Below are 23,205 nucleotides of genomic sequence, written 5' to 3' on the forward strand. Positions count from 1 at the left end.
AGAACATTATGGCGATCGATAAGAATAACCCTTTAGAACAGCAGAACAATCCAGATCGAAATGGTTCAGGTGGCTCAAACAGCGAGGTAAATAACGACAGCACACGCCGCCGTAAAAAACCACGCCGTGATGGTAAAGGTAGTAATACCAAAGCCAATAACCCAACTACCGCTAAATCAAAAAAAGACAAAGCTCTGAGCAGTGGTAAGGATGCGGGTAAAGACAGTCAAGCACTGGCCACCCAAGCAGCCAATCCTGATGTAGAATCAGGTGATGCCGCTGATGATGCGGCTGCAATCGCTGAAGGCGGTATCAAGGCCGTTGGCAACCAGCGTATTATTCCGTTTATGAAGATAGAAAAGCCAATGGCACTTTTATCTCTATTGATGGTTATTGGTAGTATCATTGCGATTGCAGTAAATGGTCTAAACTTAGGACTTGATTTTACGGGTGGTGTGTCCGCAGATGTGCGTTACGAGCAACCTGTCGAGCAAGTTGAAGTCGTGCAAGCATTGGCCGATAACGGCTTTGATGATGCCGTGGTACAGTATCTTGGTACACGAGAAGAACTCCTCGTACGCCTGCCACCACAGTCTGATAACGTAGATGGCCTTAACAGTAGCCTCACTAAAGCATTAACCCTGCCTAATAATAATGTTGAAATCAGTAACGTTAATATTATTGGTAGCCAAGTTGGTAACGAAGTCTACTTAAACTCAGTCATGTCGCTGGTATTAGCATTGCTCTGTATGCTTGGTTATGTCGCTTTACGTTTCCAATTCAAGCTGGCACTGGGCGCGGTACTATCGCTGTTCCATGACGCGATTGTCACCATCGGGGTCTTTGCATTATTTGGTTTTCCGTTTGACTTAACCGTATTGGCTGCTATTTTGGCATTGATTGGTTACTCATTGAACGATACGATTGTTGTTTATGACCGTATCCGTGAAAACTTCCGCCGCGTTCGTGGTATCACACCTCGCCAGACAATCGATTTGTCTTTGACAGAGACGCTGCGCCGTACCATTATGACCATTTCCACTGTTTTACTGGTCGTACTTGCCATGCTATTCTTAGGCGGTGATGGACTATATTGGTTCTCAGTAGCACTCTTCATTGGTCTGCTTGCTGGTACTTACTCATCAACGTATATTGCAAGCTCGATTCCATTACGTATGGGTCTATCACGCGATGACTTTATTGTGAAAGTAAAACCTGAGTTTGAAGAAGAAATTGTTACGTTTAATGATCCAAAAATGTTTGAACAAGACAATGCTTAATAAATTTTATACTTTCTCAAGCTAATCACTAGCTAAGATAGTATTTAAGCAAGCATCAAAAAAAGCACCTGACTCGTGAATAATGAGTCTAGGTGCTTTTGTCTTTGTAGCTATTTTTGCCTTGAATATCACACTTGCTAGAGCTAACTCTATTTAAAACAGAGTCAGGACAACAAAGTACAAATATATAAGTCATACTTCAAGTAAGGTTAACGCCGTAACGCCTTTATAATGAATTGACTATACGGTAATGTCATAGCTTTCATGACACTAATTCTGCCCTTCTTGTTTTTCAGCGATAAACGAGCCAAAAATGCCAATGACCACCTCGCCACCTAGTGCTATGCAACCGATTGATACTCGCTATACACGTATCATTGCTATTGCGTTGCCCGTGTTATTGGCCAATCTAGCCATGCCACTACAAAGCGTTATCGATACCGCGATCGTGGGTAACATGAATGACACGGCTAAACTTGCTGGGATGGGCTTGGCGATACAGTTACTGTCTTTATTACTCGTGAGTTTTAACTTTTTGCAATATGCGTCTTCTGGGCTATCGGCTCAAGCGCTAGGACAATCAGTCAATCATATTGATAATTCTACTCATATCACAAAATCGTCAAGCCCAACCCCATCACCCCTATTATCAATCTTGCAACGTGCCTTGTTATTAGCGTTTGCTATCGGTAGCATTCTGTTATTGGCAAAGCCTTGGTTGATAGATTTTGGCTTGCAAACGCTATCGGCCAACCCCGAAAGTGGGCAAACGGCAAAGATTTATTTAGATGTACGCTTTTGGGGCGTCATCGCTGAGCTAATGAACTTTGCCTTTATTGGTTGGTTTGCTGGTCAAGGTAAGACTCGCTACATGCTTTACCAGCAAGGATTTATCGCCATGCTGAATATCGTTCTGACCTTGTTTTTTGTCTACGGTATGCAGATGGGATTGGTTGGGGTGGCGTTAGGAACCACTATTGCCTTTTGGCTGGGCGTGATACTAGCATTGTGGCTCAGCCGTCAGCATTTACAAATATCTTGGCAAGCCTTATTCACTGCCGACAAGCAACATTTTTCTAAAGAAAAAATGCTTAGGCTATTTTCATTAAATAAAGATATTTTTATCCGTACTCTGATCTTGACGTTGAGTTTCGCTTGGATTACCCGCTTGTCAGCTCAAAGTGGTGACGTCATCCTAGCCGCCAACGCTATTTTGCTTCAAGTATTAAGTATCTCGGCCTTTGCTCTTGATGGCGTGGCAGTATCGGCTGAGACGTTAAGCGGTCAAGCAGCAGGACGACGGGATTGGCCACGTTTTCGTACTATCGTCAAGCGTACCGGTATCGTCAGTTATGGTCTAGCCATCATGTTAAGTGCGATATGGTGGCTTGCGATGCCAACATATTTGCAATTTATGACCAATATTGAGTCCGTTTTTACGCTGGCATATGAGTACCATCTTTATGCGGTATTACTACCTCTCGTTGGCGTTGGTGCCTATTGGCTAGATGGTATATTTTTTGGCTTAACTGCCGGCAATGTGATTCGTAACGCAGCTTTGATACTCGCCGCTATCTTTTTTCCACTTAGCTGGGTGCTCTACCAACAGTGGGATATGACTGGTATTTGGCTAAGCGTGTGGTGTTTGTTATTACTTCGGCTGATTATTTTGGGTGGCTTCTTGTACCGAGCTCATCAAACAGCCAGCTATGAAAAGCTCCAGCCGTCTGTGTAATGTTCTTCGATTAAGTGCATTTTTTCTGGGATGTTTTTGCCATTGTTCGGGCTAGGCTTCATTTTAAAACCAGTTTTCTAACATTAATCTTTCCGCAAAATATTAATAACAACCAAAAAACAGCAAAAATTAGGATGTCATGTGACTACTCATTCAAAAGAATTACATCAACAGCATGAGACCAGCTACGACTGGGCAGCGGGGTTCAAAAAAAGCCTACCTGTGGCGATGGGCTATTTACCTGCGGGTATCGCCTTTGGTGTGCTGGCACAAGTTGCCGGTATCCCTGTATGGGCAACGATTATGCTGAGTGTTGTACTGTATGCGGGCGCCGCTCAATATGCTTGTTTGCCGATGCTGAGCGCTGGTTTACCGATTGGTAGCATCGCAACCAATATTGCCGCTATTAATCTACGTCATGTATTTTATGGTATGCCATTATTGCAATACCTACCAGAACATAAGCTTGCCAAAACCTATTGCCTATTTGCCCTGACTGATGAAACTTTCTCTGTTATGACCAGTTTACCCAATGAGTCAAGACAAGCATTAATACTACCATTGAGTTTATTTAATCAAAGCTGGTGGGTACTAGCGAGCACTATTGGTGTCATGATCGGCAGTACTCTGAGCGATTTGGTACCACATTTGGATTTTGCATTAGTCTGTCTGTTTGCAATCTTAGCTTATGAGCAGTTCCAAAGTATCAAACGTTATTTCCCAATTGCTATTGCTGTCATTTCTTTAGCGGTGGCCTCCTTATTTACTAGCAATTGGTTGTTATTGGTGGCAATCACCATTTGTATGCTATTGATTTTGGCTCGTGGGTTTTGGACGCAGCGCAATATAACGGGAGCCAACAATGACCAGTAGTTACCTTATTTTTGCAACTTTTGCGATGGCCGCCGTGACCTTTATTACCCGCGCGCTACCTGCATTAATACCCAGAAAGCTGTTAGACACACCTTGGCTGCATCGGCTCAATGAGAGCTTGCCACTATCAGTCATGGTATTGCTTATTTTGACCAGCCTTTCTTATCAAAATTTATCGGTAACGACTGGGCTAAATAATGCTGAACTCCATTTATTGATGGCGCAAATTGGTGCCCTTATTTTGGTGTTGTTCGTTTATCATATCAGCCGTCAGTTATTGGTCAGTATGGTCGTTGGCATCGCCGCCATTAATGGCTTACTATGGGTATTTACTAATTTTTTAAGTGGATACTAGAAAATTGATAAATATGTGAATGGATAACAGCTTCTATAGTCAAGGAATTTTAGAATCGCTACAAGGCGACCGACCGCAGATAGTACACTGAGTACATCTAGGGCGGGTAACACCGTAGCGGTTTAAAAGTGCTCTGACTATAGTTCATATGAATAATTTTAAACCCTGTAATTGAACTATATTTAAAATAAAAAAAGGCAGGATTCTTATGAGAATCCTGCCTTTTCCTTTCTAGAAGTGCTGCAAAAAACTGATACTTTTAAGAAATTGATAGCTTAAAGCTCTTCGACGCCCATCATATCAACTGGGGTATCAGCCACTATCTGTACGCCTTTTTTGCCTGTCTTAGCAGTGTCATTGCGTTGCTCTTGTAGATGCTCAAGATACGCTTCATTGATCTGCCCAGTGATGTAGCAACCATTAAATACGGCACAATCAAAACCTTCAACTTTGCTGTACTTGGTATCTTTTACCGCATCAATCAAGTCGTCCAAATCTTGGAAAATCAATCTATCCGCACCGATGATATCGCGTACTTCTTCTACCGTATGACCTGAGGCAATAAGCTCACTGCGTACTGGCATATCGATACCATAGACGTTTGGATATTTAACTGGTGGCGCGGCGCTAGCAAAAAATACTTTATTCGCACCAGCATCGCGTGCCATTTGGATGATTTCATGGCAAGTGGTACCACGAACGATAGAATCATCAACCAACAGGACGTTTTTACCTTTGAACTCAAGTGGTACGGCGCTGAGTTTTTGACGAACTGATTTTTTACGTTGTTGTTGACCTGGCATGATAAAGGTACGACCGATATAGCGGTTTTTCATAAACCCTTCACGGTACTTAATATTCATTTTTAGTGCCAGCTCCATCGCTGACGTACGCGAGGTATCTGGAATAGGAATCACCACATCGATATCGTGATCTTCACCCCATTCAGCAAGGATTTTATCAGCCAGCTTTTCACCCATACGTAAGCGTGCTTTGTAAACTGAGATGTTGTCCATGATAGAATCTGGACGGGCAAAATACACATATTCAAAGATACAAGGCGTGTATTCTTGCTGCTCAACACACTGATGGGTATGTAATTTATGATCTAAATCAATGAATATGGCTTCGCCAGGTTTGACATCACGGATAATACTAAATCCTGATCCTGTCAGTGCAACTGACTCTGAGGCAACCATGTACTCGGTGCCGCCATTCGGTGCCATGCGCTTACCGAAAATAAGCGGACGAATACCGTTTGGATCACGAAATGCGAGCAAACCATGACCAGTAATCAAAGCAACCACGCCATAAGCGCCTTCGACGCGACCATACACAGCCGTGACTGCTTCAAAGATATCAGCAGGCGTTGCTTTAGTTTTACCCAAGTTTTGCATTTCATGGGCAAGTACGTTTAGCAATACTTCTGAATCTGAATCAGTATTAAGATGTCGGCGATCTTCGATGTATAAAGACTTGGCTAAACTCTCAGCATTGGTCAAGTTACCATTGTGTGCAAGGGTAATACCATAAGGTGAGTTGACATAAAATGGTTGAGCTTCGGCACTGCTTGACGTGCCTGCTGTTGGGTAACGAACGTGACCGATACCGAACTTACCAACCAGTTTCATCATATGACGATTCATAAATACGTCACGTACCATGCCATTTTCTTTACGTAGATAGAGTCGTCCATCTTGCAAAGTGACAATACCCGCTGCATCTTGCCCACGATGCTGTAGCATCGTCAAACCGTCATAAAGAATCTGATTGACTGGTTCGTGAGCTGCAACTCCAATGACTCCACACATAATAGCTATATCCTATTTTGACTCATTAATTAGTACTACAATAGTGGCAAGACTGCTAACAGTAGATTATCAAAAATGCGTACTGTCACTCACCGACGACCTGATGATTGTTGTTCAGAATTTAACGAATATTTATCTTTTGACTATTAACAAAATGCACTATTTATTGGCATTTGTGGTCTCTAAATGCGATTAAATAATTTTTTATCAAGGATAACTTACAAAGAAGATATGATAGAGGCGATAACTTCTAGCACCATAAACCCAATCTATCAGCATCGAATCATTGAGACATTAAAGGCTAACCGTAAAAATACTTACGACTGATTGACTTGATCCCAAGCCATACCTAATACATCTGAGACCAACGCTTTACCCATCGGGGCATAAGGCAATAGCTCAGGCGCGAGCACTGACGTTTGCCATTGTGGCATTTGCACCAGTAACGGCGCACTGACGCTAAGCACAACTAAGACCATCAGTACATTTTTAGCAGCACCCAGTACACCACCTGCCATTTTGTCAACAACACCCAAGCGTAAGGTTTTAAGCACGCCTGAGAATACAAATGCCACTAAGTGCATGATGGCCAATATGATTATCACTACCAATAAAAATGCCATTGCCATTTGTAAAACAGGGTTTTGTACCATGCCTGATAGTTGCGGCGAAACTACTCCTGCCAAACGTGTGGCAGCGATCAGGGCAATAAACCAACCGACTAGACCAACGGCTGTTTTAATCAATCCGACTTGAAAGCCGCGCCATAAGCCGATCAAAACAACAATAGCAATCACGATATCCAGACCACTCATGTTCTACGCCTCATACCTTATTGATTTTTATCGGATGTTTGCTTTCGTTTTTGTGACACATTAATCTATGATGACTCAGCTCAAAATACAGTCATCTTGTGCATATGATAGGTAATGAGCTAGGGATATTGATCCGCTATAGCTCCATCGCGTCGTAATAGCCACCGATTGCTTGAATACAAGACTGTACCAGCCCAGGACCACGATAAATGAGCCCCGTATAGAGCTGCACCATATCTGCACCCGCTTCGATTTTTTTGACGGCTTTTGCACCACTGTCAATACCGCCGACGCCTATTAAAGCGACTTTACCATCTAGCTGATCGGAGAACTGTTGTAAAATTTGGGTACTAATGTGGCTGACTGGGCGACCGGATAGACCACCTGCTTGCTCACCATCAGGTAAATCTTCAACACCAACACGGCTCAACGTTGTATTGGTCGCAATCAACCCATCAATCTCAAAATCGAGCAATTGCTGCGAGATATAATCCACTTGTAGCGGCTCTAGATCAGGCGCAACTTTCAATACCAGTGGCACATAAAAACCATATTCAGTGGCTAATTGGCTGTGACGATTTTTAATCGTATCCAAAAGCTGAGTCAATGCCTCGCCACTTTGTAAATCACGCAGATTCTTAGTATTTGGTGAGGAGATATTAACGGTGATATAGGAGGCATGCGGATAAGCACGCTCTAAACAATAGACATAATCATCGGCGGCTTGCTCTACTGGCGTATCGGCATTTTTACCAATATTAATCCCAATATTGCCTTTGTATTGACAGCGCTTGACGTTTTCAATCAGATAATCGATACCTTGGTTATTGAAACCCATTCGATTGATGATAGCATCCGCTTGCTTGATTCTAAACAACCTTGGCTTATCATTGCCTATTTGCGGTCTTGGCGTGACCGTGCCCACTTCTATAAAACCAAAGCCCAGCTCAGCCAACGCATCGATATAATCACCATTTTTATCCAGTCCTGCCGCTAGGCCGACCGGATTGGTGAATTGCAAGCCCATGCAGTCTGTTGGCTGCATTGACTGACCGTATACCAAACCTAAAACACGTGCTTTATGAGCTTTATCTAATAAAGATAAGGTCATCTCGTGGGCGTGCTCTGGATCCATCTTAAACAAAAAAGGGCGAAGTAAGGCATAAGACATAGTAATGGCAGACCCTGCTCGAAAGAAATAGTGAGTGAATAGTGCGAATAAAATCAAGCGCTGCGATTATATCAGCTTAACAGAAATAAGAGCAAAGTTTCATGCGCTAAATTTCTGTATTAGAGTGCTAATAGCTATACCTACATATTGGCTAAGGAGCTGACAGATGTATTCTACAGTCCCTAAGGTACAGGACGACCATCCGTCAGGGCTATCCAACCACGGACGATACGATAAAGATGCCATATGAAGGTGAAAATCATGATTAGCAGGCCAAATACCGCTAATAATACCGAACCAATGGCAATATTATTGCTATCAGCCAGCATACTAATGCCAAAACCCCCTAATGCAAAGGTAATGATAATAATACCTAAGAAGAAAAATACGATGCTATACCAAAAGGTCTTAATCTGCCAATCGAAATGCGTGGACAACCACGAACCCTCTGCGTCATGGCGCTTCGCATAGTTCATCACAATTGGTACAACCCACAGTAATCCAGCGGTAAAATAGCTGATTACGTATAAAAAATAAGTAATGTGATTATAAGTGATTAAAGAACGGCGCTTACCGTTGCTCATATTGTCACTCGCCCCATAGCTCTGCCTTTGCTGAGTCATTTCATGATCAAATGCAGCTTCAACTGACGAATTACTCTGGTATTCAGCAGTTCTGGTCTGCTGATGGCTACGCGTGTCAGGTTTGCGATCAGAAGATTGATTCATCTTAAATATCCATCTCTGGCTGTGTGATAGTTAATTAATTGTGTCAAACGTGCAATTTTTCAATGACACTAATGACAAATGGTTATTTTAGAAATTGATGATCAGTTAATTTGGGGCGACAATAGACAAGAATTAAAATACTTCCAGTTTCCACAGCATATCGATTTATGAGGTGACAGTCGCTTGTACTTGAATGGCTTTGGTAACCAAGTCTTGCTGTATCGATAGCTGACTGAATTGCCAACCTTGCTGTTCGAGTTTGCCAAGTGCGGTGCTGACCACTGCTTGACTGGCATGATTGAAGCTCAGTTGCACGGCATCACCCGTTGCAACGACTTGGGCGTTGGCAATACCTGAATTGTTTAACAATGCACTGATACTATTGGCAGGTGGCATGGCCGCTTCACCATCCGCTGCATTCATCGCATTACTATCGATATTGCCAGCTTGGGCACGCAACCAAAAGTAATCAGCCACTTGCTCTTGATAGTCGCGCTTACTGTCGTTTGCCGCTTGATGAATACTATAACCACCATAGCCACCAATGAACAATAATAAGAAAATAGACAGTACGGCCAATGCCAACTGGTCACGCGGCGAAAGTGCCTGCCAGCGTAACGATAGCATCTGTTGGAAATTATTTACACGCGTTGACAGCACATTGGTTCCAATACTGTTACTGGTCTCTGGCGTGATGTTGTTATCTTTGGTGCGGCGCTGCAATCGTTTCATTTTCCAACCTTTTTGACTTTTATTACCACTGCCTAGTTGGCAAATAAATTATGATGCCGCTACATTGGTTTGCGTCGTGTTATTATTTTCTACGACATTCACCGTAACCTGACCACTAAACTGCCCTTGTTCATTACTGTTTACCTGTGCAAGCTTGGCATTTAAACCCTGCGCAACAAGTGTGCTCGTAAATTTATCAAGACTATTACGATCAGGGGCAATCAAGGTAAAGCTGAGTGCTGATGGCTCCATCACTAACGCTTGCGCCCGCAGTGAAGACTGCTTGATTAACGGGGATATGCGAGTCAATGCTGCCATATGAGAGGCTGGTGCTTGGCTGTCACTGCGCAGCTTTGGTTGTAATTGCACTTGCAGTTTGGTGCGTGAGCTTAATGGCTCATTTGGAAACCAAGCTTGATACTGCGCCGCAATCTCAGCTTTGGTCGCTACCGCCGCCTTATTATACTGATACCACTGCAGGCCATCGGTCGCCATCTGTAATACCAGTGCCGATAACGCGACCATCGCTGCCACACGCAAATACGGTGAGAGCTTTGAGTCCGTTGATTTAATAAAGAAATTAAGCGCGTGACGCTCAGGGCTGTCAACAGGCTTGGGCGGCGTAGTCAATGTGGTTAATAATAACTGATGATCTGCAACAAGCGCGGCCGTTTGTGCCATAAAGCTTGTGGACATTGACGAATTTGTTGGCTTTGAAAGATCATCTAAAGCCGTTATGGGCGGTAATATATTCACTTCACTTAAATGCGGGAAACGTTCAAAAATTAAGGGCAAATAACTGACAGCCATACCTTGTCGCAATGACTGACGCAGTAGCATGGTGTGCTCATCTTGATACAGTGTTACTTGCTGACCTGCCCCTTCATCTGGCGTTGGCAACAATAGAAAATCAGGCAGTAACGCCGTTATGCTCATGCCAGCGAGCTTAGCACTCTGCTGCCATGACTCGATATCGCTTTGCGCCAGTGCATACAGTTGGTGATTATCGGCTTCACTGATTTGCCGAATCGCCAATTGCTCGACAGGGGTCAAGGATGTCTCTTCAAACAAGTATTGCTTGCCGCTATTGCCCAGCTGTTTAAGCTGAGTCGCATTCAGCTCAGTATCTACCTGCAATATATGGCTTGATGGAAAATATAGACACAAAGTCTTCTGCGCATTGGTTTTATAATTACCATAGATCGTTTGCAGCTGTTGCCAACCATCAACCGTTTGCCATTGCTGAATATCTTCATGCCAGACAGCTAGCGGGCTATGCTGCGCTCGTAACCAAACATGTAACACTAAGCGTGTCCTTAATTATTAAAGCTGTTTTAAATGTAGGATAAGGTAGGATTCAGACAATTTCATGCTGATGCAGGTTGGTTTGTTATCATCATCGTTCTCCTGTAATAGCTAAAACCTGATGCATTGGCGACTGAAATTTTAGTAGCCAACCCTTATTTAGCCAGTTTAACACCACTAAGCGTCAATAGACTAAGTGCCAACAATATCACTGACGATTCGACCTAATCTCAATACGGCTGCTCAGGCACAAAACGATCAATCTCTTTTGCCATACCTGCCATTACAAAGTCCATCTCAAACACCCTTGCTTCTGCAAGAGAAAATGATTCAGGATAATCACCAGTTAATAGACCAGCGATATAAGCAACGATAGACATATGACACACCACTACCAGACGCTCAGCGTCAATATTCGCAATATCTATTAAAGCTTGACGCGCATCATCAGAAGGCGTGATATTTTGCTGTACGATTACTGGAACCTTGGGCGCGCGCGTTTGAAATGCTGCTAGCGTCTGCTGCGCTCTATCATAGGGACTGACGACAAAACAATCAGGATGATAGTGAGTCATCACATACTCTGCCGTCTGCATTGCTTGCTGTTGACCAAAGTCAGTTAACTGGCGCGCGCTGTCTGGGCGCGACTCATCTTCTGCTTGACCATGACGTACTAGTATAATTTTCATAACCTTCCTTTATGCATTGTCATGATGACGTTGTTTGCAGAATAATCATTCTTAAAACAACGTCATCATTTAACATTGGGGTTTTTACTTACTGTCAGTATCGCCACTTTCATCATCAGTGCTATCGCTTGACGTCTTCATCTGCGCAGTTAGCGCCGCATTACTATGATCATGCGCCATTACAAATTCAACGTCACTACGGAAGCCCGCTTCCATGAGATGTAATGCCACACCTAATGCTGCTTTATCTTCATAAATGACCGCATACAATGCATGGGTAATAGGCATGTAGATGCCTTGCTTGGTGGCTTTCTCATGCACTTGCTGAATGGTATTGACCCCTTCAGCCGTTTGACCGAGTTTTTTCACCGCGGCCTCAATACTCATACCACGACCGAGCATGTTGCCGATACGATAGTTACGACTGAGCTCTGAGCTACAAGTAGCGTATAAATCACCCACACCAGACAATCCTAAGAAGGTAAGCGGATTCGCACCCGCCTCAACCCCAAAGCGGCTCATCTCTGCCAAAGCACGAGTCAATATCATTGCCTTGGTATTTTCGCCAACATCATAAGCCGCCGCCATTCCCATAGCAATCGCATAGATATTCTTTAGCGCGCCGCCAAGCTCCACACCTTTGACATCATCACTGGCAAACACTCGAAAAAACGCACTATGTAATGCGGCTTGTACGGCATGGCGCAATGGCTCAGACTCACTGGCAATAACGGTCGCTGATGGCATGTTTTTCATGATCTCTATCGCAAGGTTTGGCCCCGACATGACACCAAAATTCACTTCAGGTAGCTCATCTTTAATAATGTCGCTCATCATGGCAAAAGTATCTTTCTCCATACCTTTGGTCAATGACACAATAGACTGACCACTGATAAATGGTGCAATATTTTTTAGGGTCTCACGAAAAGCCAAACCAGGCACCGCAATAAAAACGATATCTTTATCTTTGACGGCTGCTGCCAAGTCATGGCTGTATTTAAGGCTGTCATCCAGCTTATAACCTGGTAAATATTTTTTATTGGTCTGCGTTTTTACCATCGCCTTTACCGTACGCTTGTTACGTACCCACAGCGTGGTATCACAGCCATTGCGTGCAGCCAAGTTTGCCATTGCTGTACCAAAACTACCACCGCCTAAAAACGCCAAACGTAGCTTGGTAGGATTGCTGTGAATATCCGCCATGTTTTTTGCCACTGCTGATTCTACCGCGCTAGGATTGAGTTTTTTACGACCAATACCCGATTTGGTAGCACGTTCGATGATACCTGCCAGCAGACTGTTTTGCTTTTCAGGGGCATTCGTATTCACCTCAGTATTATCGCTACTGATGTCTTTGTTGCTATCATTAGGGCTGTTCATTTGCTGTTATCCGTATTGGCTGATTTATTATTAATAGAATTTATCATGGTTTATTTATCATGACTTATGACGCTTTAGAGTATTGAGGCTATCTATCTTTTTGCTATACGACCGACTGTCTTTTTAGAGAGCGGTATTCGTCAAGAGAAAAGGACCACTAAACAGCGCTTAGATATATTATGACTCAAATCGCACTAAAGACTCGATATCAATCGGTTTACGGGCGGGTTCATTTTTGGGGCTGGTGCCAGTATAAACAAACGCCGTCACATAATCATCTGGACCAACGTCAAAATGTGATTTAACAGCAGCTTCATTACATAGCAGTCCCGTACGCCACACTGTACTAAAGCCTTGGGCTTTTAGCGCCAAAATCAGGTTTTGTACAGCCGCACCCGCACTTAGCATTTGTTCAAAAGGGGGGACTTTTTTATGCGCTTGTATTTTTGTGACAACTGTAATGATGACGGGCGCTCTTAATGGCATGGCCTGAGTTTTTGCGATGTCTTTTTCGGACAGCGTGTCGCCCTCTTGCACCGCTTTAGCTTGGGCTGCTGTGACCAAGGCCTTTCCCAATTCATAACGCGCATCTCCCTGCGTCACTATAAAACGCCATGGGCGCAGTTTTTTATGATCTGGTGCAGTCGCTGCACACTCAATCGCTGTTTCAATTTGGGCTTGTGTGGGTGCTGGCGTGTCTAGATTGCCCATACTGCGCCTTGAATTGATCCAGCCAATCATTTCTTCACTGCTAATCGGCATACTGTCTATGGTGATGTCTTTGGTCGACAGTTTTTTATCATTTTCGTCGGATGTAGTCATTACCGCTCCTTATTTATTATTATCTTTTTATATAAAAAAACTAGGGTCTGTCAAACGAATATATATCAATATTGAGTGTGAGTGACTTGAATGAAAAACCATGAGTGCTTTAATCGACAACTTGTAGATTATCATCAGCTATGAAGAGGCTTTGATTATGCCGCATCATCGACCCGATGCTCCATGCGCAAATAATCCTCTGACTGCATCTCAAGCAAGCGCGAGCGTGTCCGTTCAATCTCAAACGCCAATTTCTCTCCTTGATATAGATCCAAAATGGACTGCTGCGCTCTAACCAGCAACTTAACACGGCGATCATAAAACTCATCAACCAGATAAATAAACCGACGGGTCGGATCACGTAAGTCATCGTCTAAGGCAGGCACGGCATTGACCAATACTGTGCTGAATTGCTTGGCGATTTCGATGAAATCAGATGCTGATCGTGGCTCCATACATAAATGACGGAAATCACAGAATAAAATATCCTCAGTGCGAGCGTTAATTCTAATTTCGCGACCATTAATCGTAATCGGCTCATTACTGATTTTTTGGTTATTGGATAAACTGGCAAAACGGTTGGCTAACCAATGATGATTCGCTTTCGTCATAGGCGATTCATATAGCTCTGCCTGCTGCAATACGCGCAAACGATAGTCGATACCAGAATCGATATTCATCACCGTAGTATGACGCTCCACTTCAGCGATAGCAGGCATAAAACGGTCACGATGTAAGCCATCTTTATACAATCCTGATGGCTCAATATTTGAGGTGGCGACCAATGTAATACCACGATTGAATAGCATGGTGAACAAATCACCTAAAATCATGGCATCAGAAACGTTAGAAACAAAGAACTCATCGAAACAGATAATAACCGCTTCTGCATAAATGATGTCGGCGACTTTTTCTAATGGGTCACTCTCACCTTGCAGCTTGTTTAGCTCTTGATGAACGCGCTGCATGAAATGATGAAAATGCAGGCGCATCTTGCGATCAATGGTCAATGAATCATAAAACATGTCCATCATCCATGTTTTACCACGACCTACCCCGCCCCACATATACAAACCCGTTGGTGCTGTCGGCTTGGGCTTTAAAAAGCTAAAAAAGCCTTTCTTCTGTGGCGCACTATTGATGAGCTGATGATGTATCTCATCAAGATAGCTCATGGCCTTAAATTGCTGCTCATCTCGAGTAAACTCATCTGTACTGACGGCTTGCTCGTAACGTTGCAATGGAGATAAACTCATAATACGACTCATAATACGACTCATCATTAGACAAAATAAATAGTAAGGTAATGGTTGATTCTGCATGAACTCGTCAAAATGAAGCGATCAGAGCTCATTACTTGATAGCGGTTCTCTATCCTAATATTACTAGGGTGTGTCATCAATTAGATTGTGAGGCTTAAAATGAGAAAAATTGTAGATAAACAAGGAAGCAATTGCCGTTAATATGAACATATTGACAAAATTGCTGACGATGTTTAGCAAAATTTAGCCATTTTAAGACCACTAAACGTACTAATGTGCTAATTGATGACACGCCCTAGCTAACAACTAAGAGTCGCTACCAAAGGTATGCTTTTCTAATAAGCCTTTCAATTCTGACAGACGCCCATGAAAAAAGTGCCCTGCGCCATCTACAACGCTGACAGCAATCCCTAATCGCTCCGCAAATGCTTGCATATTATCAGGGTCAATCACTTCATCAGCATTGCCATAAATCTCAAACGTTTTATCGGCTGGCAAGCTTATATCACTGCTGTCATTTTTTTCAACGGATGGAGCAATAAGGGCGATTTTAGTAATCTCAAAATCGCCTAGCCCCCAAATATGAGGGGCTTCGAGCACCTGCTCAGCCACCCGTGCTGTCACATAACCGCCAAAAGAAAAACCACCCAACCATAACTTGCGCGCATTGGTTTGCTCTGCAATCCATTGTAGCACGGTCATTGCATCTACGACTTCACCATCCGCATAATCGTGCTCGCCAGTCGACTGCCCGACACCGCGAAAGTTAAAGCGTACCACGTGCATACCATTATCACGAGCAAAGCGATACATCGTCGTCACCACTTTATTATTCATCGTGCCGTCGAATAACGGATTGGGATGACACAGTAACGCCACTGTATCGGTATTTGGATTGTTAGGATTGTCTTGTTGCCAAAGCGCGTCGACTTCGAGCACGCCAGCAGGAGCAGGAATTAATGGCATAAAATTACTTATTGATTAAAAATGAATAGGTCAATTATCCTAGATATGGTTTATATTTCAAGTGATTTGCTGTGTCATAGTACCGCTTATTTTCATTTTCGCTCATCATAAGTAAACGTCGCCTATGAATATATGATGAATATGTGCGGTCTCTGCAATACCGCACACAATAACCGACTAGACACCCCAGAGCCGAATAGGGTAGATTCATCATAGTTGTTGAGCCACCTATGGACTGATACGTGCATGGCGTATCCTCAACTTTGCTGTGATATTCAACTTTATGTATGACTGACAGACATTAGGAATCGTTTATGAATACTATTAATAAAACCGCTGCACTGACTGCTACTTTGGCGGCAGCACTCGCCCTAAGTGCTTGCCAAACTACGCCTTCATCACCAGTTATCCAGCGTGCCAACTCTATTTATGAGACGACTGGCATCGCCGATAGCAAAGTAAAAGCACAGCAAAATGCGATAGACAGCGCACAAAAGACTTGCAGAGGTAAGCAAGTTATTATCGTCGATGACAAAGTCACTTATAACGGTATTTTAGATGAAAATACCGGTCGGATGATTGGGCAAGCCAGTGCCGTCCTCGGTACGATCCTTGGTACGGGCTCGCCGAACTTATCACGTGACGACGATTACGAGTATAAAATCAACTTTCGCTGCCAATAAAATAATTATTATTTCATAAAGCACTTATTTGGCGGCTTGTTATTTAATAAAGTATTTAGCCAACCAATCAGCGATAAGAATATATTAGTCGCTGACGGGTTGGCTTCTCTTTTTGTGTGCTCGCTTTTGGGGTAAACTACCCTTTCTGATTTTTTATGACTCTTACTCTATAAACAGCCCGTTTTTAAGCTCCCTCACTTTTGGTCTATTATTATGCGCAAACCCAACCTGTCAAATATGAAACCAGCTAAGGTATTAGCGCCTGCTAAAGATTTAGCGACCTTGGAAGCCGAGTTAGCTGAGCAAGAAAATAATATTGAAGTCAATTTAGAAGATACCGTTCTGCGATTGAGTGACTATTTATCAGCCGTTGATATGGTTATCAAACAGACCTTTAACCACCGTGTATGGGTAAAAGCAGAGATTCGCAATCTATCTAGTAAAGGCGGGCATTATTACTTTGAATTGGCAGAAAAAGATGATGACGGTAAGGTCATTGCTAGCTGCCGCGGCAATCTTTGGCGCTTTAAAGCCGCGCGGGTATTAGCAAAATTTGAGCGCGCAACTGGCATGCCCCTTGATCGTGATTTGACAGTATTGCTCAAAGTATCCGCAGGCTTCCATGCGCAATATGGCTTCTCTCTCACTATTGAAGATATTGACCCTAGCTACACGTTAGGCGACTTGGCGCGACAATATGCAGAGATGGTCGATCGCTTGACGGGAGAAGGCTTATTAAACCTGAATCAACAGCTGCCTGTTCCGTTTGATATTGAGCATGTGCTGGTCATTGCCCCTGAAAAAGCCGCTGGATTAGGTGATTTTCAAGCCGACGCTGATCGCTTAGCGCGCACAGGTGCCTGTCATTTCCATTATCATAACGCGACCTTTCAGGGTAATCATGCGCCAAGCGAAATCCGCCAAGCAATCGTTAACGCCCAGCAGCAGTTTTTTGATACTTATGAGCGCCTGCCAGACTTATTAGTCATTATTCGTGGCGGCGGTGCGGTCGGTGATTTAGCCTATCTAAATGATTATGAATTGGCAGCATTGGTTGCAGAGCAGCCTATCCCTGTCTGGGTTGGCATTGGTCACGAGCGTGATAAAGTGATCTTAGATGAAGTCGCGCATACTAGCTTTGATACCCCATCAAAGGTGATTGCCGCTATCATGACGCATTTAGCCCAGCTCGTCACTCAAACGCTGCAATACCAAGCGCAAATCAAGCAAGCAGCCCAACGTCAATTAAACACCGCTGAGCAGCAAACGACACGCCAGTTGAGCCAAATACAATCGCAAACAATTGGTCAATTAACCGCTCTGCAAAAAGACAGTGATTATGCGTGGCGTAGTATTCAGCAAAGCGCTCAGCGACAGGTCAAGCAAGCCGCCAGACTCACCAGCGAGCTACGCACACAGACTCAAGCAGCGGCCTATCAGCAGTTAACAGTGGCTGCTAGTGCCAGTCAAAATAACCAAAAAACGATTATGCATTCGGCACAGCAGCAGTTAATACAAGCACAGCGTGATAGCGAACATCTGCGTGATATTGTGCTCCTGCATCGCCCTTCTCGGGTGCTCAAGCAAGGCTATACCATGCTTACTGATGCAAAAGATAAGCAAATACTGACCAGCGGTATGCAGCTCCATCCAGAACAAACGGTGCACATCCTCTTAAAGGACGGTAAAGCAAAAGCACAGATTATTGACGTAAACATTAATAAATAAGAAGTACAACCTACCGTCGATTCAACTTAATCAAAGACTTTATTTTAAAATTAGGAAACCTTATGACAACCCCTACTCGCAAACGCAAAAAAGCCGCCCCAAAAACCTTTAAGGCGGCTTATGATATTCTAAAAACCAATGCCGCTGAATTACAGCAACAAGATGAGCCAGATATTGATAATCTGATGACCACAGTGGAAGAGTCAATTGCTGCTTATCGCGTTTGCGAAACCCGTATCAATGCGGTACAGCAAGCACTAGATGCCGCTTTTGCTGAAGAAGAAGATAAAACAGAGAATAGCGACAGTTAAGTCAATTCTATTCAGGCTCGTCGACTTCAAATACTTGGCGCAAATAGGCAAGATACGTGTCGTTATTAATCATGGTCTTGCCTGGACTGTCTGACAGTTTAGCGACCGGCTGCCCATTGCATTCAACCAACTTTAAGACAATATTTATCGGGGTGATACCCATATCATTGGTGAGGTTGGTACCAATACCAAAGCTGGTCTTTATTTGACCTTTAAAATACTGATGTAAATCCCAAGCCTTATTCAAATCCAAACCATCACTAAAAGTCAAAATCTTCGTTCTTGGGTCTATTTTAAGCTTTTTATAATGAGCAATCGCCTTATCACCCCAGATATACGGGTCACCACTATCATGACGCAAACCATCAAACAGCTTGGCAAAATACAAATCAAAATCGCGTAAAAACGCATCCATGCCAACGACATCGGTCAGCGCAATACCCAAATCGCCGCGATACTCATGTACCCATGCTTCAAGCGCCGCTTTTTGTGAATCACGTAAACGCACATCCAAAGCCTGAAATGCCTGCATAAATTCATGTGCCATCGTACCGATTGGCGTCATTCCGAGTTTTTTTGCTAAATACACGTTGGAAGTACCGCTCACTATTTTTGGTTCCGCTTTATGCAAGGTCTCAACCACATGGGCTTGCCAAGCTTTGCTAAAACGTCTGCGAGTACCAAAATCAGCGATGATTAATGGCGGCGTATTAGCATCACATTTTGCCTGCTCTCTCGCATATTGATGCAACAATGTGACTTTTTCATCCAATCTGCGCTGCCCTTCTTCAATCACACTGGCATTCGATAGCGCATCAAAATACAGCTCATTAACGATGGCAAGAACAAACACTTCAAAGAACATCGCTTGAATCATCGGCCCTTCGATATCGATAAATAAGCGACCTTTATCATCCGTACTGACGGTAATAAAACGACGTTTCAACTTAAACAATTCTAGATAGTCAACGAAGTCTGAGCGCATAAAGCGCAAACCACGTAAGTACTCTAGTTCATCCTCTAAAAATCGTAATTCACATAAATTGTCTAACTGCTGCTCTAGATCATCTTTAATATCAGCCAATGGATACAGCGTGTCTTTATTATTACGGCAGCGAAAGCGATAAACACCATGTGTCTGTGGAAACTGATGCAGCATGGCTTGCAGCATCGTAAACTTATATAAATCATTATCGAGTAAAGAGGTAATAATAGGTTCAAAAGGTTTAGAGGTATGAGTAACGGTCATGTTACAGCCTTAAATACAAAAATGAAAAGCCGCCAAACAAATCCAGCGACGAAATAGGTATACATAACTATAAAAGTATTAATAATAGAAAACGCTCAGCTTTTGAGTATAACGAAGTTTGGTTGGTTTTTCATAACTCAACGGCTATAACAGCAAAAATACAACGATAATAAAACGAACCATCATGCTGCGATAGTAATTATGCTCAAGGCATCAATCATAAAAAAGACGCTAAGAATTATCTTAACGTCTCTTTATAAAGTCGATTATCAGTATTAATAGTTAAGGTTTTGCAGGCTTAACCAACTTCACTAATGGCGCATAGCCTGACTGCGGCATCACATCAACTGGAATAAACTGTAGCGCCCCGCCATTGATACAATAGCGCAGCCCGCCACGATCTTTTGGCCCATCAGGGAATACATGACCCAGATGTGAGTCTGCTACTCGCGAGCGAACTTCAGTGCGTACCATATTAAAAGCGGTGTCTTCATGCTGAGTAATGACTTGCATGTCAATCGGCTTAGTAAAGCTTGGCCAACCACAGCCAGACTGGTACTTATCGGTTGATAAAAATAAAGGCTCACCGCTCACCACGTCGACATAGATACCGGGCGCAAATAAATTATCGTATTCATGACTAAAGGCGCGCTCAGTACCGGCATCTTGCGTGATATTGTATTGTGCTTTAGTCAACGTATTTTTCAATGCGCCTTTATCAGATCCTGCGTAACGCTTAGGATTTAAGGTCTCAGCAACGGTACTTACAGGTGCAAGCTTGGTACGCGCAGTCCCTTCTGGCTTATCATCGGCAAGGCTTAAATCAACATGACAATAACCGTTTGGATTTTTTGCCAGATAATCTTGATGATACATTTCAGCTAAGTAGAAATTGTCTAGCGGCTCATTTTCTACCACAATTTTTTGTTTATACTGGCTTTGCACACGTTCGAGGGCAGCATCAATCACTGCTTTATCTTCTTTATCGGTGTAATAAACGCCTGAGCGGTACTGCACACCGCGATCATTGCCTTGTTTGTTGAGGCTGGTTGGATCAATTACGCGAAAGTAGTATTTTAAGATAGTATCAAGGTCTGTTTTATCCGCATCGTAAGTGACTTTGACGGCTTCGGCATGACCTGAGCCACGAATCACTTGCTCGTAGCTTGGATTGGCCGTCTCGCCATTGGCATAGCCTGATACAGCGTCGACCACACCCTCGACGCGCTCCATGTAAGCTTCTACGCCCCAAAAGCAGCCGCCTGCCAAATAGATTGAGCGCGTATTAATCGCTTTGCCTTTATCGTTATAATAAACGCCCTCTTTTTGTTTGATGGTTTCAATCTTGCTGTTGTTGTCTAAGGTTTGCGCGTTTGCTGGTTTAGCACTCCCTGTTTTAAGCTCAGCAAAATCATTATTGGCATTTTCAGCAAGGGCATACGCTTGCTCTGCCGATATATTGCCTTTCACCAAATGCACCAAGTTGCCGCTTTTATCGAGTATCGCCCAGCTTGGATACACTTGCACACCAAGTTTATTAATCAGCTCGCCTGAAGCGTCAGACAATACTGGTAGCTTTGGATAGTCTGCTTGGACGCCTGCATACCAAGTGCTAAAGTCGCCATCGGCTTTTTCGTTTAGATGACCGGGACTGACAACAGTAACGACATTTAAATCAGCGAACTTGGGATCGGTACGCCATTCTTCGGTTTCTGCCAACGTGCCCAAGCATAATGGGCACCAGCTTGCCCAAAATTTAATCAAGGTTGGTTTATTAGGATCAATGACTGCTGTGCCCGTGTCACCTAAGCCTTTTGTTAATTGCGGCAGTGCCTGCATTTGTCCAAGCATATCGGAAGGCAGCATGTCACGTGAGCTAGTCACTCCACTGTTTTGCTTGGCTGATTTAGTCGTGCTACTTGCATTGCTCTCCGCACTACTCATTTGTCCACAAGCGACCAATATGCCAGCACTCAGTACTGTCGTGACACCAACGGCACTGACGTTCTTTAGCCAACGTGATGAATCACGTGGTGAGTCTGTCGCTAATTTATTAGTATGACTACGATCATTATGGCGAATTTTCTTATGCGGCATGCGAGGTCCTTTTTACGAAGTCTTACGATCATAAACTGAGTTTTTATGCTCGCTCATGGTCTTCTTACGTGATCAATGAGAGTGGATAAATCAAGATTTTAGCAAAGCTAATACACTATTAGAGTATCTTAATAGTATACATCGATGATGGAGTTTACTTTAATAGTAACTAAGGGGTTGCTACACTTTTTTAACAACAGTGTAAGAATAATGATATAGACAGAAATCTATCATTTTGCAGGTGCCATTTATAAAACAGCATTTTATAAAACAACGTCGTGTTATTTTTAAATTAAATTTTAGCACCCATAAACTGAGCCACATAATCATCAGCTGGGTTGTGGCGCAATTCACTGGGTGTATCCGTTTGTACCAAACGCCCACCATTTAAAATACTAATCCGCTGACCGACCTTAATCGCTTCATCGATATCATGAGTGATAAAGACGATGGTTTTATTTAGCCGTGCTTGTAGCTCAAGTAGTTGGTCTTGTAATTGGGCACGAATGAGGGGATCAAGGGCAGAGAAAGCCTCGTCCATCAGCAATATCGGATTATCGGTTGCTAAGGCACGCGCCAGCCCGACACGCTGCTGCATCCCTCCTGACAGCTCATCAGGGTAACTTTTCTCCAAATTTGCTAGCCCAACTTCATTGAGCCAATGCCGAGCAACCTCGTGGCGTTCTTTGATACTCATTTTTCGCACTCGCAAGCCGTAAGCGACGTTTTGCAGCACCGTCATATGTGGCACCAAACCAAAATGCTGAAAAACCATACTGAGTGTCTGCTGGCGATAATGCTGTAGCGCTTTATCATTTAGCTCTAAGATATTAATAGCAGGCGATGATTTTCCATTTTCTAATAAATCAGCAGAGGGTTTAGCATTAGTCGAGGGCTTAGTACTAGTAGACGGCTTAGCATTAATAGAAGTATCAACCCATATTTTACCGCTGGTTGGGTCAATCAAACGATTGATATGGCGTATCAAGGTTGATTTTCCTGAACCTGACAAGCCCATAATACAATGCAGCTCACCTGCTTTAACGCTTAAATTGATGTCATAAAGCCCGACCGAATAGCCTGTTTGTTCCTTTACCTGAATACTATCCATACCTTGTGCTAGTAATGCCAATGCAGACTTTGCTTGCGAGCTATTGGCATTATAAATCTTGCTGATATTTTCCAATTGAATATGATTCATGATGGCTCTCAT

The 23,205-nt window shown here is 43.3% G+C and carries 21 protein-coding genes; 7 read left to right on the forward strand and 14 right to left on the reverse strand.

All coding sequences use genetic code 11. The features are described 5' to 3' along the window. Positions 1–8 precede the first annotated feature (8 nt). The 4 genes from secF (at position 9) to JMY05_RS05815 (ending at position 4,243) form a co-directional block, all read left to right on the forward strand. Entirely contained in the window at positions 9–1,280 is a 1,272-nt protein-coding gene (gene secF / locus JMY05_RS05800) for a protein translocase subunit SecF (RefSeq protein ID WP_045446145.1), read from the forward strand. Between the two features lie 313 nt (positions 1,281–1,593). Beyond that, complete coding sequence (locus JMY05_RS05805; protein ID WP_201614460.1) at positions 1,594–3,015, forward strand: MATE family efflux transporter; 1,422 nt, start codon at positions 1,594–1,596, stop codon at positions 3,013–3,015. A gap of 141 nt (positions 3,016–3,156) precedes the next feature. Next, the gene (locus JMY05_RS05810) at positions 3,157–3,888 is read left to right on the forward strand and encodes an AzlC family ABC transporter permease (RefSeq protein ID WP_045446142.1); all 732 of its coding nucleotides are present in this window, start codon (positions 3,157–3,159) and stop codon (positions 3,886–3,888) included. Next, complete coding sequence (locus tag JMY05_RS05815; protein WP_045446139.1) at positions 3,878–4,243, forward strand: AzlD domain-containing protein; 366 nt, start codon at positions 3,878–3,880, stop codon at positions 4,241–4,243. The genes JMY05_RS05810 and JMY05_RS05815 overlap by 11 nt, the downstream gene beginning before the upstream one ends. Before the next feature lie 275 nt (positions 4,244–4,518). On the opposite strand, the gene purF is transcribed toward JMY05_RS05815, so the two are convergent. From purF to JMY05_RS05870, 11 genes are all read right to left on the reverse strand, one after another. Then, entirely contained in the window at positions 4,519–6,054 is a 1,536-nt protein-coding gene (gene purF / locus JMY05_RS05820; RefSeq protein WP_055124190.1) for an amidophosphoribosyltransferase, read from the reverse strand. Positions 6,055–6,371: 317 nt separating this feature from the next. Next, on the reverse strand, positions 6,372–6,869 hold the full coding sequence (locus tag JMY05_RS05825) for a CvpA family protein (RefSeq protein ID WP_045446136.1): 498 nt from the start codon (positions 6,867–6,869) through the stop codon (positions 6,372–6,374). Between the two features lie 136 nt (positions 6,870–7,005). Next, on the reverse strand, positions 7,006–8,040 hold the full coding sequence (locus JMY05_RS05830) for a quinone-dependent dihydroorotate dehydrogenase (protein WP_060490895.1): 1,035 nt from the start codon (positions 8,038–8,040) through the stop codon (positions 7,006–7,008). A gap of 182 nt (positions 8,041–8,222) precedes the next feature. Further along, a complete protein-coding gene (locus JMY05_RS05835; RefSeq protein ID WP_226914222.1) occupies positions 8,223–8,768 on the reverse strand; it encodes a DUF4870 family protein in 546 nt (181 codons plus the stop codon). 165 nt (positions 8,769–8,933) lie between these two features. After that, the gene (gene gspM / locus JMY05_RS05840; RefSeq protein WP_045446133.1) at positions 8,934–9,500 is read right to left on the reverse strand and encodes a type II secretion system protein GspM; all 567 of its coding nucleotides are present in this window, start codon (positions 9,498–9,500) and stop codon (positions 8,934–8,936) included. Positions 9,501–9,548: 48 nt separating this feature from the next. Beyond that, entirely contained in the window at positions 9,549–10,805 is a 1,257-nt protein-coding gene (gene gspL / locus JMY05_RS05845; protein ID WP_201614462.1) for a type II secretion system protein GspL, read from the reverse strand. 230 nt (positions 10,806–11,035) lie between these two features. Then, complete coding sequence (locus JMY05_RS05850; protein ID WP_045446130.1) at positions 11,036–11,494, reverse strand: SixA phosphatase family protein; 459 nt, start codon at positions 11,492–11,494, stop codon at positions 11,036–11,038. 84 nt (positions 11,495–11,578) lie between these two features. After that, the gene (locus tag JMY05_RS05855) at positions 11,579–12,874 is read right to left on the reverse strand and encodes an NAD(P)H-dependent glycerol-3-phosphate dehydrogenase (protein ID WP_201614464.1); all 1,296 of its coding nucleotides are present in this window, start codon (positions 12,872–12,874) and stop codon (positions 11,579–11,581) included. 177 nt (positions 12,875–13,051) lie between these two features. Next, the gene (locus tag JMY05_RS05860; RefSeq protein ID WP_045446127.1) at positions 13,052–13,696 is read right to left on the reverse strand and encodes a nitroreductase; all 645 of its coding nucleotides are present in this window, start codon (positions 13,694–13,696) and stop codon (positions 13,052–13,054) included. 155 nt (positions 13,697–13,851) lie between these two features. Further along, positions 13,852–14,952, reverse strand: coding sequence for a cell division protein ZapE (gene zapE / locus JMY05_RS05865; RefSeq protein WP_045446247.1), 1,101 nt, complete (start codon positions 14,950–14,952; stop codon positions 13,852–13,854). Between the two features lie 312 nt (positions 14,953–15,264). Then, positions 15,265–15,924, reverse strand: a complete 660-nt coding sequence (locus JMY05_RS05870) for an alpha/beta hydrolase (protein WP_198330959.1) — start codon at positions 15,922–15,924, stop codon at positions 15,265–15,267. A 314-nt stretch (positions 15,925–16,238) separates the two neighbouring features. Between JMY05_RS05870 and JMY05_RS05875 the strand changes: the two genes are divergently transcribed. The 3 genes from JMY05_RS05875 (at position 16,239) to xseB (ending at position 18,646) form a co-directional block, all read left to right on the forward strand. Next, positions 16,239–16,607, forward strand: coding sequence for a hypothetical protein (locus tag JMY05_RS05875; RefSeq protein ID WP_045446124.1), 369 nt, complete (start codon positions 16,239–16,241; stop codon positions 16,605–16,607). A gap of 213 nt (positions 16,608–16,820) precedes the next feature. Next, positions 16,821–18,335: an exodeoxyribonuclease VII large subunit gene (gene xseA, locus JMY05_RS05880; protein ID WP_201614466.1), complete on the forward strand. Its 1,515-nt coding sequence runs from the start codon at positions 16,821–16,823 to the stop codon at positions 18,333–18,335. A gap of 62 nt (positions 18,336–18,397) precedes the next feature. Beyond that, positions 18,398–18,646: an exodeoxyribonuclease VII small subunit gene (gene xseB, locus JMY05_RS05885; protein WP_045446121.1), complete on the forward strand. Its 249-nt coding sequence runs from the start codon at positions 18,398–18,400 to the stop codon at positions 18,644–18,646. A gap of 7 nt (positions 18,647–18,653) precedes the next feature. On the opposite strand, the gene pncB is transcribed toward xseB, so the two are convergent. The 3 genes from pncB to JMY05_RS05900 form a co-directional block, all read right to left on the reverse strand. Beyond that, a complete protein-coding gene (pncB, locus tag JMY05_RS05890) occupies positions 18,654–19,895 on the reverse strand; it encodes a nicotinate phosphoribosyltransferase (RefSeq protein ID WP_201614468.1) in 1,242 nt (413 codons plus the stop codon). 282 nt (positions 19,896–20,177) lie between these two features. Further along, complete coding sequence (msrAB, locus tag JMY05_RS05895) at positions 20,178–21,992, reverse strand: bifunctional peptide-methionine (S)-S-oxide reductase MsrA/peptide-methionine (R)-S-oxide reductase MsrB (RefSeq protein WP_201614470.1); 1,815 nt, start codon at positions 21,990–21,992, stop codon at positions 20,178–20,180. A 292-nt stretch (positions 21,993–22,284) separates the two neighbouring features. Beyond that, the gene (locus JMY05_RS05900) at positions 22,285–23,193 is read right to left on the reverse strand and encodes an ATP-binding cassette domain-containing protein (RefSeq protein ID WP_201614472.1); all 909 of its coding nucleotides are present in this window, start codon (positions 23,191–23,193) and stop codon (positions 22,285–22,287) included. Positions 23,194–23,205 lie beyond the last annotated feature (12 nt).

This window comes from Psychrobacter sp. JCM 18902 (genome assembly GCF_904846615.1).
GTDB lineage: Bacteria > Pseudomonadota > Gammaproteobacteria > Pseudomonadales > Moraxellaceae > Psychrobacter.

What these genes read in the sequence shown, in the direction of transcription:
- purF (WP_055124190.1), bottom strand. Translation starts at nt 6,054, where the DNA reads ATGTGTGGAGTCATTGGAGTTGCAGCTCACGAACCAGTCAATCAGATT.
- JMY05_RS05875 (WP_045446124.1), top strand. Translation starts at nt 16,239, where the DNA reads ATGAATACTATTAATAAAACCGCTGCACTGACTGCTACTTTGGCGGCA.
- JMY05_RS05850 (WP_045446130.1), bottom strand. Translation starts at nt 11,494, where the DNA reads ATGAAAATTATACTAGTACGTCATGGTCAAGCAGAAGATGAGTCGCGC.
- JMY05_RS05900 (WP_201614472.1), bottom strand. Translation starts at nt 23,193, where the DNA reads ATGAATCATATTCAATTGGAAAATATCAGCAAGATTTATAATGCCAAT.
- JMY05_RS05805 (WP_201614460.1), top strand. Translation starts at nt 1,594, where the DNA reads ATGCCAATGACCACCTCGCCACCTAGTGCTATGCAACCGATTGATACT.
- JMY05_RS05860 (WP_045446127.1), bottom strand. Translation starts at nt 13,696, where the DNA reads ATGACTACATCCGACGAAAATGATAAAAAACTGTCGACCAAAGACATC.
- JMY05_RS05835 (WP_226914222.1), bottom strand. Translation starts at nt 8,768, where the DNA reads ATGAATCAATCTTCTGATCGCAAACCTGACACGCGTAGCCATCAGCAG.
- JMY05_RS05870 (WP_198330959.1), bottom strand. Translation starts at nt 15,924, where the DNA reads ATGCCATTAATTCCTGCTCCTGCTGGCGTGCTCGAAGTCGACGCGCTT.
- secF (WP_045446145.1), top strand. Translation starts at nt 9, where the DNA reads ATGGCGATCGATAAGAATAACCCTTTAGAACAGCAGAACAATCCAGAT.
- pncB (WP_201614468.1), bottom strand. Translation starts at nt 19,895, where the DNA reads ATGACCGTTACTCATACCTCTAAACCTTTTGAACCTATTATTACCTCT.
- xseB (WP_045446121.1), top strand. Translation starts at nt 18,398, where the DNA reads ATGACAACCCCTACTCGCAAACGCAAAAAAGCCGCCCCAAAAACCTTT.
- JMY05_RS05855 (WP_201614464.1), bottom strand. Translation starts at nt 12,874, where the DNA reads ATGAACAGCCCTAATGATAGCAACAAAGACATCAGTAGCGATAATACT.
- xseA (WP_201614466.1), top strand. Translation starts at nt 16,821, where the DNA reads ATGCGCAAACCCAACCTGTCAAATATGAAACCAGCTAAGGTATTAGCG.
- JMY05_RS05815 (WP_045446139.1), top strand. Translation starts at nt 3,878, where the DNA reads ATGACCAGTAGTTACCTTATTTTTGCAACTTTTGCGATGGCCGCCGTG.
- msrAB (WP_201614470.1), bottom strand. Translation starts at nt 21,992, where the DNA reads ATGCCGCATAAGAAAATTCGCCATAATGATCGTAGTCATACTAATAAA.
- gspM (WP_045446133.1), bottom strand. Translation starts at nt 9,500, where the DNA reads ATGAAACGATTGCAGCGCCGCACCAAAGATAACAACATCACGCCAGAG.
- JMY05_RS05825 (WP_045446136.1), bottom strand. Translation starts at nt 6,869, where the DNA reads ATGAGTGGTCTGGATATCGTGATTGCTATTGTTGTTTTGATCGGCTTA.
- JMY05_RS05830 (WP_060490895.1), bottom strand. Translation starts at nt 8,040, where the DNA reads ATGTCTTATGCCTTACTTCGCCCTTTTTTGTTTAAGATGGATCCAGAG.
- zapE (WP_045446247.1), bottom strand. Translation starts at nt 14,952, where the DNA reads ATGAGTTTATCTCCATTGCAACGTTACGAGCAAGCCGTCAGTACAGAT.